Raw genomic sequence first — 13,504 nt, 5'->3', positions numbered from 1 at the left:
CCGCCCGCACGCGGACTCCCGATCCACGATCCCGAGGAACCCGTGACCACCAGCACCCAGGCTCCCGAGGCCACCGTGCCGCCGCCGTCCGCCCCCGCCTCCGCTCCCGCTCCCGTACGCCCCGGCCCGCCGCCCCGCCCGCGCCCGACGGCGGTCCTGCTCGCCACCGGCGTCAGCACCGCCGCCCTGCTCCTGCTCGTCGCCCTCGGCACCGTCCTGCACCACCCGCTGCTCATACCGCCGCTCGCCGCGAGCATGGCGCTGGTCGCCGCCTCTCCGGACCTGCCGCTCTCCCAGCCCCGCTCGGTCGTCGGCGGCCAACTCCTCTCCGCCCTCACCGGCTTCGCCGTCCTCGCGGTGGCCGGCCCGGGCCTGTGGAGTGCCGCCGTCGCCGGCGGACTCGCCCTCGGCGTGATGATGCTCGCCCGCGCCCCGCACTCCCCGGCCGCCGCCACCGCGGTGATCGTCGCCCTCGGCTCCCCGCCGTTCTGGACCTTCACCGGCCTCCTGCTCCTCTCCTGCGCGCTGCTCGTCGCCGTCGGCCTGCTCGCCGCCCGCGCCACCCGCCGCCGCTACCCCGTCTACTGGTTCTGACCGGTCCGGCCGTCACCCCCATCGCCTAACCTCGCCCCATGAAGCAGGAGTTGAGGGTGGCGGCCTACGCCGTGTGCGTCCGTGACGGCGAGGTCCTCCTCGCCCGCTGGGTCGCCAAGGACGGAACGAAACGCTGGACCCTGCCCGGCGGCGGCATGGACCACGGGGAGAACCCCGTGGCGACCGTCGTCCGCGAGGTCGAGGAGGAGACCGGATACGTCTCCGAGCCGGTCGCCCTCCTCGGCGTCGACTCGGTCACGCGCGACTGGCTGCCCCGCGTCGGCGCCCCCGGCTCCTGGCACGGGCTCCGCCTCCTCTACGAGGCCCGGATCACCGGCGGCGCGCTCCGGCCCGAGACCGGCGGCTCCACCGACCTCGCCGCCTGGCACCCCCTCGACACCGTGCCCGGCCTGACCCGGGTCCACCTCGTCGACGTCGGCCTCGACCTCTGGCGCACCCGCCCGCCCCTCGGCCACTCCACCCTCAGCGACCCGCACCGCAACTAGGGCGAGAGAACGGCCGGAAACCGCTCAACCGTCACGAGCCCGCTCAACCCTCCCGTCCCGCCCCCGGTCCTCCCCGCCGACCGCAGCACCGGACCAGCGAGACAGGGGACCCCATGACCAGCAGCCGCACCCGCACCCGCACCGCCCGTACCGTCGTCGCCGCGGCGCTCGCCGCCGGCCTCGGCGTCACCGCGCTCGCCGCCCCCGCCCTCGCCGCCGGCCCCACGGCCCCCGCGGCCGCCGCCCAGAAGGGCCACGCCGCCACCCAGGCGGCGCTCCGGGCCAACGTCGACGCCGGCGTCCCCGGCGTCGTCGCCCAGGCCCGGGTGAACGGCCGCTCCTGGACCGGCACCGCCGGCGAGCGCGGCGGCGACGACCGCTTCCGCGTCGGCTCCATCACCAAGACCTTCGTCGCCACCGTCCTCCTCCAGCTCCAGGCCGAGGGCCGGATCGACCTCGACGACCCGGTCGAGAAGTGGCTGCCCGGCGTGGTCCGCGGCAACGGCCACGACGGACGGAAGATCACCGTCCGGCAGCTCCTCAACCACACCAGCGGCATCTACAGCTACACCGAGGACCCCGCCTTCGCGGAGAAGGTCTTCGGCCCCGGCTTCCTCCAGCACCGATACGACACCTGGAGCCCGCGCGACCTGGTCGGCGTCGCCATGACCCACGCCCCCGAGTTCGCCCCCGGCACCTCCTGGCGCTACTCCAACACCAACTTCGTCCTCGCCGGGATGGTCATCGAGAAGGTCACCGGCCGCCCCTACGGCAAGGCCGTCGAGAACCGGATCATCAAGCCCCTCAAGCTCCGCTCCACCAGCGTCCCCGGCACCCGGGCGACGATGCCGAGCCCGAGCAGCCCCGCGTACTCCACGCTCGCGCCCGGAGCGGCAACCCCCGTCCACGACGTCAGCGAGCTCAACCCCTCCCTCGCCCACGCCGCCGGCGAGATGATCTCCGACTCCGCCGACCTCCAGACCTTCTACCGCGCCCTCCTCAAGGGCCGGCTCCTCCCGAAGGCCGAGATGCGCGAACTGACCACCACCCACCCGGTCTCCCCCCAGTACCCCGACTACCGCTACGGCCTCGGCATCTCCTGGCAGAAGCTGAGCTGCGGCACCGAGATCTGGGGTCACGGCGGCGGCATCCACGGCTCCCTCTCGGAGGCGTACACCACCCGCGACGGCCGGCACACCCTCGCCGCCAACGCCAACGCCGACTGGACCGGCGACACCGCGGCGATCGTCGAGGCCGAGTTCTGCGGCACCGAGCCGAAGAAGTAGCCCGTCACCGGGGCAGGACGACGACATAGGCGGCGGGCTGCCGCTCCGACGCGGCCATCAGCGCCGTACGGACCACGGTGGCCTGCTGCTCCATCGCCTCCCGCAGCTTGCGCGGGGTCAGATGAACCACCGTGATGCCCAGCCGCTCCAGGTGCTCCCGCTTGCGGGTGTACTCGGACCACATCGCGTCCTCGTCCTGCCGCGGCGCCCGGGTGTCCAGCTCCACCGCCACCGCCTGGTCCGGCCAGTAGGCGTCCACCCCGCCCAGGTGCGGGCCGCCCGGCAGCCGCAGGTCCACGTTCCACAGCGGGTCCGGCAGCGCGAAGTCCCGCACCATCTCGTACAGCCGCTCCTCCGACAGCGCCCGCCCCTCCACCAGGAGCGAGTCCACCGCGTCCACCACGTGCGGCCGGCTCAGCAGCCGGGACCGGCTCAACTCCCGCACGAGCGCCGGGGGTTCGCAGTGACCGCCGCTGACCGCCTCGGTCAGCAGCCGGCGTACGGTCTCGGCGTCGTGCAGCCCCGAGACGGCGTCGGCCACCGCCCGCGCCACCGGCGCCACCGGCAGCCCGGTCAGCTCCACCGGCTCCGGCGACTCGGGCGACCGCACCACCCGCACGAAACCGGTCGAGCGCAGCCGCCGGGTGCGGCCCACCAGGACGTCGATCCGGTCCAGCGCGGTCAGCGGGGGAGCGGACGAGAAGCCGTGCAGGGCGAGCGCGGCGAGCCCGGTGATCATCGCGCCCGGGCCGTACAGCGGCGCCTCGCCGTCCCGTCGGGCGTACAGCAGCGCGGCCCGCAGCCGGTCGTCGCTGGTCGGCGCGCCGGGGCGGAGCAGGAAGACGCCCGGCAGCAGCTGCTGCCAGTCGCCGCCGGCCGCGACCCGCCCGGCGACCTCCGCCGCGGGCACGCCCATGGCCCGCAACTGGCCGGTGGAAGCGAGTCGTTGGGTGGTCCCTGCGGGGGAGGAGAGGGGACGGGGGCCGGGGGTGATGGGGGTGTTGTGGTTCATGCCGGGGGTCTTCCGCTCCCCGGCCCGGTCCTAACTGCCTGTTACAAGGTGGTCGCTCAATCCGGACAACCCCGTACTAAAGTACGCGCGTTCGACTGCCGAGAGGGGCCCCGGCCCCCCGCCGGCAGTCGACGCGGGACTCTCATCCCTCCAGCGCGTCGCACTCCTGCGCCCGCAGGGCCCGGGCCAGGTCGTCGCGGGACTCCAGGACGAGCCGCCGCAGCGCCGGGGCCGCGTCCGCGTGCTCCGCCAGCCAGGCGTCGGTCGCCGCCAGGGTCTCCGGGCGGTCCTGGAGCGCCGGGAAGAGCCCCCGCACCACGTCCATGCCGATCTGGATCGACCGCTCGGCCCAGATCCGCTCGATCACCGCGAAGTACTTCTCCGCGTACGGGGCGGTCAGCTCCCGCTGCGAGGGCTGCGCGAAGCCGGCGATCACCGCGCCCGCCAGCGCGTTCGACAGGGCGTCGGACTCGACGACCTGCGCCCACGCCTGCGCCTTGACCGCCGCCGACGGGCGCGCCGCGAGCAGCCGCACCTGGTGGCGCTTGCCGCTCGCGGTGTCGTCCCGGGCCAGCTCCTCGCCGATCCGCGCCTCGTCGGCCCGGCCCTGCTCGGCCAGGGTCGAGAGCAGCGCCCAGCGCAGTTCCTGGTCGACGTCGAGCCCGTCGATCCGGGCGGTGCCGGCGAGCAGCCCCTCCAGGAGCTGGAGGTCGGCGTCGGAGGAGGCGGTCGCGGCGAAGAAGCGCGCCCAGGTCAGCTGGTGTTCGCTGCCCGGCTCGGCGAGCCGCAGCTCGCGCAGCCCGCCCTCGGCGAGCAGCCGGCCGCCCTCCGCGCGCCAGGCGGGGGCCGCGTAGTGGGTGACGGCGCTCCGCGCCCACGCGTGCACCATCTGCAGGACGCCGATGTCGGTCTCGCGGCCCGCGAAGGCGAGCACGGCGGCGACGAAGTCGCGGGCCGGCATCAGCCCGTCCCGGGTCAGGTTCCACAGCGCCGACCAGCACACCGCGCGGGCCAGCGGGTCGGTGATGTCACCGAGGTGCTCGCGGAGGGTGTCGAGCGAGCCCTCGTCGAAGCGGACCTTGCAGTAGGTGAGGTCGTCGTCGTTGACCAGGATCAGGTCCGGCCGCTCGCTGCCGGCCAGCCCGTCGACGACGGTCCGGACGCCGGCGACGTCGGCCTCCACGCGCGCGTACCGCACGAGCGCGCCGTCGGTGAGCCGGTAGAGGCCCACGGCGATCCGGTGCGGGCGCAGCTCCGCGCCCTCCTGCAGGACGGCGAGCTCGGTGATCCGGCCCTCGGCGTCGTAGGTGACCTCGGGGGCGAGCACGTTGACGCCGGAGGTCTGGAGCCAGGACTTCGACCAGGCCCGCATGTCCCGGCCGGAGGTCTCCTCCAGGACCGTCAGCAGGTCGCCGAGGCGGGTGTTGCCGTAGGCGTGGCGCTTGAAGTAGCGGCGCGCGCCCTCCAGGAAGGCGTCCCGTCCCGCGTAGGCGACGAGCTGCTTGAGGACGGAGGCGCCCTTGGCGTACGTGATGCCGTCGAAGTTCAGCTTGGCGTCCTCCAGGTCACGGATGTCGGCCGTGATCGGGTGGGTGGACGGCAGCTGGTCGGCGCGGTAGGCCCACGCCTTGCGGTTGTTGGCGAAGGTGACCCAGCTGTCGGTGAAGCGGGTCGCCTCGGCGAGCGCGAAGGAGCCCATGAAGTCGGCGAAGGACTCCTTCAGCCACAGGTCGTCCCACCACACCATGGTGACCAGGTCGCCGAACCACATGTGGGCCATCTCGTGCAGGATCGTGTTGGCGCGCCGCTCGTACGCCGCCCGCGTGACCTTGCCCCGGTAGATGTACTCCTCGGTGAAGGTGACCATGCCGGGGTTCTCCATGGCGCCGAGGTTGTACTCGGGCACGAACGCCTGGTCGTACTTGCCGAAGGGGTACGGGTAGTCGAAGAGCTCGTGGAAGAGGTCGAAGCCCTGCTTGGTGACGAGGAAGACGTCGTCCGCGTCGAAGTGCTTCGCGAGCCCCTTGCGGCACATCGCGCCGAGCTGGATCTCGACGTCGCCGCGCCGGTAGGTGTCGGTGACGTAGTGGTACGGGCCGGCCACCACACAGGTGATGTACGTGGAGATGGGCGCCGTCTCGGCGAACCGCCACACCCCGTCCGCGTCCTGCTCGCCGGCGCCGTTGCTCCACACCGTCCAGCCCTCGGGCGCGGTCACCTCGAAGCGGTACGGCGCCTTGAGGTCGGGCTGCTCGAAGTTGGCGTACACCCGGCGGGCGTCGGCCGGCTCGTACTGGGTGTACAGGTACACCTCGCCGTCCTCGGGGTCGACGAAGCGGTGCATGCCCTCGCCGGTGCGGCTGTACGCGCACTGCGCGTCGACGACCAGCACGTTCTCGTCCGCCAGGCCGTCCAGGGCGATCCGGGCGCCGTCGAAGACCACTGCCGGGTCCAGCTCCCGCCCGTTGAGGGTGACGGAGGTGACCGACGGCGCGAGCAGGTCCACGAAGGTCGTGTCGCCGTCGCCGGTGCGGCGGAAGCGGATCGTCGTCACCGAGCGGAAGGTGCGTACCGCCTCCGTGGACTCGCCGACCGCCGAGCGCAGGTCGAGCGCGACGTCGTAGCCGTCGACGGACAGCAGCGCGGCCCGCTCATGGGCCTCGTCGCGGGACAGGTTCTCACCGGGCACGGTCACTCCTTCGTGGCGTGTTCGAAACAGCACCGATCCTCCCATGCGCACCTTTCACCCGGCGCACGGGAATGCCGACCCGGCCGCGGGGTGTTGCGCCATGTCGGCGCATATCCCCGTTTCCGCGCCTTGAGGAGTGACATGTCCGAGAGCAGGACCACCGCAGACTTCTTCTTCGACCCCCTGTGCCCCTGGGCCTGGATGACCTCGCGGTGGATGCTGGAGGTGGGGAAGGTCCGCCCGGTGGACGTCCGCTGGAAGGTGATGAGCCTCGCCGTCCTGAACGAGAACCGGCTGGACGAGCTCTCCGCGGAGTACCGGGAGACGATGGAGACCAAGGCGTGGGGCCCGGTCCGCGTCGTCGTCGCGGCTCAGCAGCTGCACGGCGACGAGGTCGTCGGCCCGCTCTACACGGCCCTCGGCACCCGCTTCCACAACGACGGCGAGGGCCCCAGCCGCGAGGCCATCGCCGGCGCGCTGCGTGAGGTCGGCCTCCCCGAGGACCTGGTGGAGTACGCCGACAAGGACACGTACGACGCCGAGCTGCGCGCCTCCCACACGGAGGGCATCGAGAAGGTCGGCCAGGACGTCGGCACCCCGGTGATCGCGGTGCCCGGCCCGGACGGCGACGAGGTCGCCTTCTTCGGCCCGGTCGTCACCCCGACCCCGCGCGGCGAGGCCGCGGCCCGGCTGTGGGACGGCACGCTGCTGGTGGCCTCGACCCCGGGCTTCTACGAGATCAAGCGCACCCGGACGGCGGCGCCGAGCTTCGTGTGAGCCGGTGGAGCGGACGGCCCCCGCGGTCCATGCCACCGCGGGGGCCGTCCTCTTTTCCGCCTGCCGGTGAAGGTTGAGAAGACGATCACGGGCAGGAGTTCTCCGGCGTCCCTCAGATGCCGATGAGCGGCGTGCGCCCCTTCGCGTCGCTGTACCGCTTCTGCACGTCCTGCCAGTTCACGACCTGCCACATGGCGTCGATGAAGTCGACCTTCTGGTTCTTGTACTGGAGGTAGAAGGCGTGCTCCCAGGCGTCGAAGACCAGGATCGGGACCGAGCCCTGGCCGACGTTGCCCTGGTGGTCGTAGACCTGCTCGACGATGAGCCGGCCGCTGATCGGCTCGTAGGCGAGGACGCCCCAGCCGGAGCCCTGCGTCGTCGCCGAGGCCTTGGTCAGCTGGGCCTTGAACTTGGCGAAGGAGCCGAAGGACTCGGCGATGGCGTCCGCGAGTTCGCCGACGCCGTCGGCCGCGAGCGGTTCGCCGCCGCCCTCGCCGGTCTTCGGGCTCGCCATGTTGTTCCAGTAGATGGAGTGGAGGATGTGGCCGGAGAGGTGGAAGGCGAGGTTCTTCTCCAGGCCGTTGACCGAGCCCCACTGCTCCTTGTCGCGGGCCTCCTCCAGCTGCTCCAGGGTGTCGTTCGCCCCCTTGACGTAGGCGGCGTGGTGCTTGTCGTGGTGCAGCTCGATGATCTGCGGGTTGATCACCGGCTCCAGCGCCGCGTAGTCGTACGGCAGCTCCGGAAGTGTGTAGATCGCCATGTGTGCCGAGCCCTTCGCCTGACTTCTTATTGCAAGCTATGTGCAAGTGCAGGCTAACAGCACCTGCGCATGAAGTTGATCAGCCCTCCGACCTAGGTCCCCCGCGCGCCCGACCGCTCCGCACCCTGCCCCGACGCGGCACCCGACCCCGCCCGGAACGCGCGAACGCCCCGCCGGACCGGCGGGGCGTTCGTACGGGGCGGGGTGGGTCAGGCCGCGTTCTCGCGTGCCTTCTCGGGTGCCTTCTCGCGCGCCTTCTGGAGCGCGAAGCCGACGACGGCGAGGCCGAGCGTCAGCGCGCCCGTCGCGTACAGCTGCACCCGGGTGCCCTCCTCACGGGCCATCAGGAAGAAGACCGCCGCCATGCCGGCCAGCGCCACCCAGGTCAGCACCGGGAAGGCCCACATCCGCACGACCAGCTTCTCCGGCTCCTCGCGCTCGGTGCGGCGGCGCAGCACCAGCTGGGAGGCGGCGATGAAGAACCAGACGACGAGGATGATCGCGCCGATGGTGTTGAGCAGCCAGATGAACGCCTTGTCCGGCGACCAGTAGCTCAGCAGGACGGCGCCGAAGCCGACGACCGAGGAGAGCAGGACGGCCGGGCGCGGCACGCCGCCGTACAGCCGGCCGACCGCCTTCGGGCCCTGGCCGCGGCCGATCAGCGAGCAGGCCATGCGGGAGGCACCGTAGATGTTGGCGTTCATCGCGGAGAGCAGCGCGATCAGGACGACCACGTTCATGATCTGGCCGGCGGCCGGGATGCCCAGGTGGTCGAGGGCGGCGACGTACGGGCCCTTCTCGACGACCGCCGCGTCGTCCCACGGGACGAGGGTGACGATGACCGCCATCGAGCCGATGTAGAAGAGCGCGATGCGCCACATCGCCGTACGGACCGCCTTGGCGACGCCCTGCACCGGGTGCTCGGACTCGGCCGCCGCGATGGTGACCGTCTCCAGGCCGCCGTACGCGAAGACGGAGGCGAGCAGGCCGACGATCAGGCCCTCGGAGCCGTGCGGGAAGAAGCCGCCGTCGCCGGTGAGGTTGGTGGTGCCGGGGGCGTCGGTGCCGGGCAGCACGCCGAGGATGGCGAGCACGCCGATGCCGAGGAAGAGGACGATCGCGCCGACCTTCAGCGCGGCGAACCAGAACTCGAACTCGCCGAAGTTCTTCACCGCCGCCAGGTTGGTGCCGCAGAAGACCACCATGAAGAGCGCCACCCAGGCCCACGCCGGGGTGCCCGGGAACCAGCCGGTCATGATGTTCGCGGCGCCGATGCCCTCCAGGCCGACGGCCACGCAGAGCAGGAACCAGAAGGCCCAGCCCGCGGTGAAGCCGGCCCACGGGCCGAAGGCGCGTTCGGCGTGGACGGAGAAGGAGCCGGAGGCCGGGTTCGCCGCCGACATCTCGCCGAGCATGCGCATCACCAGCATGACGAGCACGCCGGAGATCGCGTAGGCGACGACGATCGACGGCCCGGCGGCGGCGATGCCGGCGCCGGAGCCGACGAAGAGGCCGGCGCCGATGACGCCGCCGAGGGCGATCATCGACAGATGGCGCTGCTTGAGGCCGTGGGAGAGGCCCTCGGCGGGAGCGGCGGCGCCGGCCTCGCGGTCGGCCTGCGCGGGCGCGGTGGTCCGAGACATGGGCAACCCTGTTCATAGGCTGAGACGGGGAGGGGAGCCCACAGTCTGGGCGCCCGCACCGCTCAGAGGGAACGGGTGTCCGCTATACGGTCACGACCTTCACACAAGGTGAAGATTCAGTTCCGTTTCGTCGTGGACGTGGGCGCTTCCCGGCGCGCCCGCACCTCCCGGAGCCACGCCACCAGCAGCACCGCCGCCGTCGCCCCCGCGGACCACAGCACCTGCGGCCGAGCCCCGTCGTCGGTCAGCATCAGGACCAGCACCGCGCCCATCGCCGCCAGCGCCGTCCACGTCAGCCACGGGAACGCCCACATCCGCAGCGTCAGCTTCTCCGGGGCCTCCCGCTCGATCCGCGGCCGCAGCCGCAGCTGCGACACCGCGATCAGCGCCCACACGAACAGCAGCACCGCGCCGACGGCGTTGAGCATGTAGAGGAAGACGGAATCCGGCCACTTCAGATTCAGCAGCACGGAGACGAACCCGAAGGCCACCGAGGCGAGCACCGCGCGCCGCGGCACGCCCCCGCCCGACACCTTCAGCAGCCCGCGCGGCGCCTCCCCGCGCTCCGCCAGCGAGAAGACCATCCGGGAGGAGCCGTACAGATTGGCGTTGAGCGCCGACAGCAGCGCCACGAACACCACCACGTTCATGATCTGGCCCGCGCCCGGCACCCCGATCGCGTCCAGGACCGCCACGTACGGCGACTCGCCCGGCACCATCGCCGTCCACGGCAGCAGCGTCACGATCACCAGCATCGAGCCCACGTAGAAGAGGAGGATCCGCCAGACGGCGCTGCGGACCGCCCGGGCCACGTTCCGCGCCGGGTCCTCCGACTCCGCCGCCGCGATCGTCACGACCTCCAGGCCGCCGAAGGCGAACACCACCGCGAGCACCCCGGAGATCACCCCGGACCAGCCGTTCGGCAGGAAACCGCCCTGCCCGGTCAGGTTGGCGAGCCCCACCGGGTCCGTGTCGGGCAGCCAGCCGACGATCGCCAGCGCGCCGAGCACCAGGAAGAGCACGATCGCGCCCACCTTCAGCGCGGCGAACCAGAACTCGAACTCGCCGAAGTTCTTCACCGCCGCCAGGTTCGCCGCCGTGAAGACCACCATGAACAGCAGCACCCAGCCCCACTGCGGCACCCCCGGCACCCAGCCGTGCGCGATCCGCGCCGCGCCCGTCGCCTCCACCGCGAGGACGACCACCAGCAGGAACCAGTACAGCCAGCCCACCGAGAACCCGGCCCAGCGGCCCAGCGCCCGCTCCGCGTGCACCGAGAACGCGCCGGACGCCGGCATGGCCGACGACATCTCGCCGAGCATCCGCATCACCAGCATCGCGAGCGCGCCCGCGATCAGGTACGAGAGCACGATCCCGGGCCCGGCGACCGCGATGCCCGCGCCCGAGCCGACGAAGAGCCCGGCGCCGATGACCCCGCCCAGGCCGAGCATCGTCAGGTGACGCTGCTTCAGGCCGTGGGAGAGCGGCTCGGGTTCGGTGAGGGGAGCGGGCGGGGCGGCGTCGCGCATGGTGGGGGACTCGCGCTCTGGGAGGAGGGGCACTTTATGGAGACCCCACAGTCTCTCCGGTGACCGGCCCCTGGCGCAAAAGGGACTAGCCAGTGCCATCCCCTAGTGACAAGCGTCACGTGGCGCCCGGTGACTCCGCCGTCCTTTGTCGGAACCCCATGAAGCGCCCGGCGGAGGCTTTGTCGGCGGCTGACGGTGATCGAGCGTTCACTCCTGGCATAGCGTCAACCTGTCCCGTCACCCTCACCCCCGCGGAGTATCGATGAGTAGCACCGCCGCCGCCCCCGTCCGCACCCTCCGTGCGGGCACCGTCCTGGCCGACCTCCTCCCGTCGAGCCGCGTCCGCGACGTCGCGCTCGTCGTCGGCGGCGCCGCCCTCACCGGCCTCGCCGCGCAGCTCTCCGTCCCGGTCCCCGGCTCCCCGGTCCCGGTCTCCGGCCAGACCTTCGCCGCCCTGCTCGTCGGCACCGCCCTCGGCGCCCGCCGCGGCTTCCTCTCCCTCGCCCTCTACGCCGTCGCCGGCATGGCCGGCGTCCCGTGGTTCGCGCAGGGCACCTCGGGCTACGCGATGCCGTCCTTCGGCTACATCCTCGGCATGCTGCTCGCCGCCACCGTCGTCGGCGCCCTCGCCCGCCGCGGCGCCGACCGCTCGGTCCTGCGCACCGCCGGCACCATGGTCCTCGGCTCCGCGCTCATCTACGCGGTCGGTGTCCCCTACCTGGCCCTCGCGACCGGCATGACCCTCGGGCAGGCGGTCGCCGCCGGCCTGACCCCCTTCCTCATCGGCGACGCCCTCAAGGCCGCGCTCGCCATGGGCGCCCTCCCGGCCGCCTGGAAGCTGGTCGGCCGCAAGGGCTGACCACCACGCGCGAAAGGGCCCGCCGCTCCCCGGGGAGCGGCGGGCCCTTTCGCGCGGAGGGACCGCTAGGTCCTGTCGTCAAACTCCCGCCGTTGCCCGAAGGGCGGCCCCGCGGCGTCAGGTGCGTGCTCTCGGCGTGCCGGGCGCGAGCCCTCGTACTGGACGTACTCGGGCTTGTGCCCGGTGCGGCGAGAGCGCGTGCATGGCGTCGCGGGGCAGGCGGGAGTTTGACGACAGGGCCTAGTCGCGGGCCACGGCGTTCTTCCTGACCCGGTCCCGGACCAGCGCGATCGCCATCACCAGCGCGGCGACGAGCAGCGAGAGCACGACCTGCTCCCGGGCGCTGCCGCCGTCGTAGATCATGTAGCCGAGGACGAAGACGATCATGCCGATCGTCGCCCAGGTCAGGTACGGGAAGAGCCACATCCGCACGACCAGCTTCTCCGGCGACTCGCGCAGGATGATCCCGCGCATCCGCAGCTGGGTCACGCAGATGACCAGCCAGACGAAGAGCGCCACCGCGCCGGAGGAGTTCAGCAGGAAGGCGAAGACGGTGTCCGGCCACTCGTAGTTGAAGAAGACCGCGACGAAGCCGAAGACGACCGAGGAGAGGATCGCCGCGCGCGGCACGCCCCGCTTGTCGACCTTGGCGAACGCCTTCGGCGCGTCACCGCGCTGACCCAGCGAGAAGGCCATCCGGGAGGCCGTGTAGAGGCCCGAGTTGAGGCAGGACAGCACGGCGGTCAGCACGATCACGTTCATGATCTGGCCGGCGGCCGGGATGCCGATGGAGTCGAGGGCGGCGACGTACGAGCCCTTCTCCACGATCGACGGGTCGTTCCACGGCAGCAGCGTCAGGACCACGAAGATCGAGCCCAGGTAGAAGACGCCGATCCGCCAGATCACGCTGTTCGTCGCCTTGGTCACGGCCCGCTGCGGGTCCTCCGACTCGCCGGCCGCCAGGGTCACGATCTCGCTGCCCATGAAGGAGAAGACGACCATCAGGACACCCGTCAGGATCGCGCCCGCGCCCATCGGGAAGAACCCGCCCGCGTCGGTGAGGTGCGCGAAGCCCGCCCCCGGGTTGTCCGAGCCCGGCAGCACGCCGAAGACCGCGAGGAAGCCGATCACCACGAAGGCGCCGATGGCGACGACCTTGATGCCGGCGAACCAGAACTCGAACTCGCCGTACGAGGCCACCGAGGCCAGGTTGGTCGCGGTGAGCACCACCATGACGATCAGCGCCCAGGCCCACTGCGGCACCGCGGGGATCCAGCTCTCCAGGATGACGGCGCCGGCGGTCGCCTCGACGGCCAGCACGACGACCCAGAAGAACCAGTACAGCCAGCCGATGGTGAAGCCCGCCCAGCGGCCGAGCGCCTGGTCGGCGTAGGCCGAGAAGGAGCCGGAGGAGGGGCGCGCGGCCGCCATCTCGCCGAGCATCCGCATGACGAACACGACCATCGCGCCGACGAGGGCGTACGAGAGGAGGATCGCGGGCCCGGCGGCGGCGATGCCGGAGCCGGAGCCGACGAAGAGGCCGGCGCCGATGACGCCGCCGATCGCGATCATCGACAGATGGCGGTTCTTGAGCCCGGCCTTGAGGCCGTCGGACGGGGTCTGACCGGTGGTGCCGGTGCTGCCGCCTTCCTTGGCGAGGGTCGGCTGCGTGTTCATGAACGCTTCCTTCGGGTGTGGGGGCAGGCTCGGATCGCGAGCCGGAGCCATGAAACCCGGCGACTCGCCAGTACGGAAGCTTTGACTCCGGATCGTGATTCAGGACATATGCGGGTCATAAGGTCCAGACCAGCCGGGGCGGAGGTCCGTGACCCGACGGGACCAAGGTCCC

At 72.1% G+C, this 13,504-nt stretch carries 11 protein-coding genes; 5 read left to right on the top strand and 6 right to left on the bottom strand.

Translation table 11 applies throughout. From position 1 onward, the window contains the following. Nucleotides 1-42: 42 nt before the first annotated feature. The 3 genes from ABFY03_RS13305 to ABFY03_RS13295 all read left to right on the top strand — a co-directional run bounded on the left by ABFY03_RS13305 (nt 43) and on the right by ABFY03_RS13295 (nt 2,386). A complete protein-coding gene (locus ABFY03_RS13305; protein WP_319008386.1) occupies nt 43-594 on the top strand; it encodes an HPP family protein in 552 nt (183 codons plus the stop codon). 38 nt (nt 595-632) lie between these two features. After that, complete coding sequence (locus ABFY03_RS13300) at nt 633-1,100, top strand: NUDIX hydrolase (protein ID WP_346169971.1); 468 nt, start codon at nt 633-635, stop codon at nt 1,098-1,100. Nucleotides 1,101-1,213: 113 nt separating this feature from the next. Next, complete coding sequence (locus ABFY03_RS13295; protein WP_319008384.1) at nt 1,214-2,386, top strand: serine hydrolase domain-containing protein; 1,173 nt, start codon at nt 1,214-1,216, stop codon at nt 2,384-2,386. 4 nt (nt 2,387-2,390) lie between these two features. Here the strand turns inward: ABFY03_RS13295 and ABFY03_RS13290 are convergent, their stop codons facing one another. Then, complete coding sequence (locus ABFY03_RS13290) at nt 2,391-3,398, bottom strand: hypothetical protein (protein ID WP_346169970.1); 1,008 nt, start codon at nt 3,396-3,398, stop codon at nt 2,391-2,393. A 142-nt stretch (nt 3,399-3,540) separates the two neighbouring features. Next, nucleotides 3,541-6,087, bottom strand: a complete 2,547-nt coding sequence (pepN, locus tag ABFY03_RS13285) for an aminopeptidase N (RefSeq protein ID WP_346169969.1) — start codon at nt 6,085-6,087, stop codon at nt 3,541-3,543. A 141-nt stretch (nt 6,088-6,228) separates the two neighbouring features. On the opposite strand from pepN, the gene ABFY03_RS13280 reads away from it, so the two are divergent. Beyond that, nucleotides 6,229-6,864, top strand: a complete 636-nt coding sequence (locus ABFY03_RS13280) for a DsbA family protein (protein WP_319008381.1) — start codon at nt 6,229-6,231, stop codon at nt 6,862-6,864. 112 nt (nt 6,865-6,976) lie between these two features. Here the strand turns inward: ABFY03_RS13280 and ABFY03_RS13275 are convergent, their stop codons facing one another. From ABFY03_RS13275 to ABFY03_RS13265, 3 genes are all read right to left on the bottom strand, one after another. Further along, nucleotides 6,977-7,624 (bottom strand): superoxide dismutase, encoded by a 648-nt coding sequence (locus ABFY03_RS13275; protein ID WP_319008380.1) that lies wholly within the window; start codon nt 7,622-7,624, stop codon nt 6,977-6,979. Nucleotides 7,625-7,833: 209 nt separating this feature from the next. Continuing rightward, on the bottom strand, nt 7,834-9,267 hold the full coding sequence (locus ABFY03_RS13270) for an amino acid permease (RefSeq protein WP_319008379.1): 1,434 nt from the start codon (nt 9,265-9,267) through the stop codon (nt 7,834-7,836). Between the two features lie 116 nt (nt 9,268-9,383). Next, a complete protein-coding gene (locus ABFY03_RS13265) occupies nt 9,384-10,796 on the bottom strand; it encodes an amino acid permease (protein ID WP_319008489.1) in 1,413 nt (470 codons plus the stop codon). A 262-nt stretch (nt 10,797-11,058) separates the two neighbouring features. On the opposite strand from ABFY03_RS13265, the gene ABFY03_RS13260 reads away from it, so the two are divergent. Next, nucleotides 11,059-11,655, top strand: a complete 597-nt coding sequence (locus ABFY03_RS13260; RefSeq protein ID WP_319008378.1) for a biotin transporter BioY — start codon at nt 11,059-11,061, stop codon at nt 11,653-11,655. Between the two features lie 240 nt (nt 11,656-11,895). On the opposite strand, the gene ABFY03_RS13255 is transcribed toward ABFY03_RS13260, so the two are convergent. Beyond that, nucleotides 11,896-13,332 carry an amino acid permease gene (locus ABFY03_RS13255; RefSeq protein ID WP_319008377.1) on the bottom strand — a complete coding sequence of 479 codons (1,437 nt, stop codon included), beginning with the start codon at nt 13,330-13,332 and terminating at the stop codon, nt 11,896-11,898. Between the last annotated feature and the right edge of the window lie 172 nt (nt 13,333-13,504).

Source organism: Streptomyces roseofulvus (assembly GCF_039534915.1).
In the GTDB taxonomy this organism is placed as follows: Bacteria; Actinomycetota; Actinomycetes; order Streptomycetales; family Streptomycetaceae; genus Streptomyces; species Streptomyces roseofulvus.
The sequence above is the reverse complement of the archived record's forward strand: the minus strand, read 5'-3'. Positions and strand labels throughout refer to the sequence as shown.

Excerpts from the sequence above, each read along its gene's own strand:
- ABFY03_RS13280 (WP_319008381.1), top strand. The coding sequence starts at position 6,229 with ATGTCCGAGAGCAGGACCACCGCAGACTTCTTCTTCGACCCCCTGTGC.
- ABFY03_RS13300 (WP_346169971.1), top strand. The coding sequence starts at position 633 with ATGAAGCAGGAGTTGAGGGTGGCGGCCTACGCCGTGTGCGTCCGTGAC.
- ABFY03_RS13290 (WP_346169970.1), bottom strand. The coding sequence starts at position 3,398 with ATGAACCACAACACCCCCATCACCCCCGGCCCCCGTCCCCTCTCCTCC.
- ABFY03_RS13265 (WP_319008489.1), bottom strand. The coding sequence starts at position 10,796 with ATGCGCGACGCCGCCCCGCCCGCTCCCCTCACCGAACCCGAGCCGCTC.
- ABFY03_RS13255 (WP_319008377.1), bottom strand. The coding sequence starts at position 13,332 with ATGAACACGCAGCCGACCCTCGCCAAGGAAGGCGGCAGCACCGGCACC.
- ABFY03_RS13260 (WP_319008378.1), top strand. The coding sequence starts at position 11,059 with ATGAGTAGCACCGCCGCCGCCCCCGTCCGCACCCTCCGTGCGGGCACC.
- ABFY03_RS13275 (WP_319008380.1), bottom strand. The coding sequence starts at position 7,624 with ATGGCGATCTACACACTTCCGGAGCTGCCGTACGACTACGCGGCGCTG.
- ABFY03_RS13270 (WP_319008379.1), bottom strand. The coding sequence starts at position 9,267 with ATGTCTCGGACCACCGCGCCCGCGCAGGCCGACCGCGAGGCCGGCGCC.
- ABFY03_RS13295 (WP_319008384.1), top strand. The coding sequence starts at position 1,214 with ATGACCAGCAGCCGCACCCGCACCCGCACCGCCCGTACCGTCGTCGCC.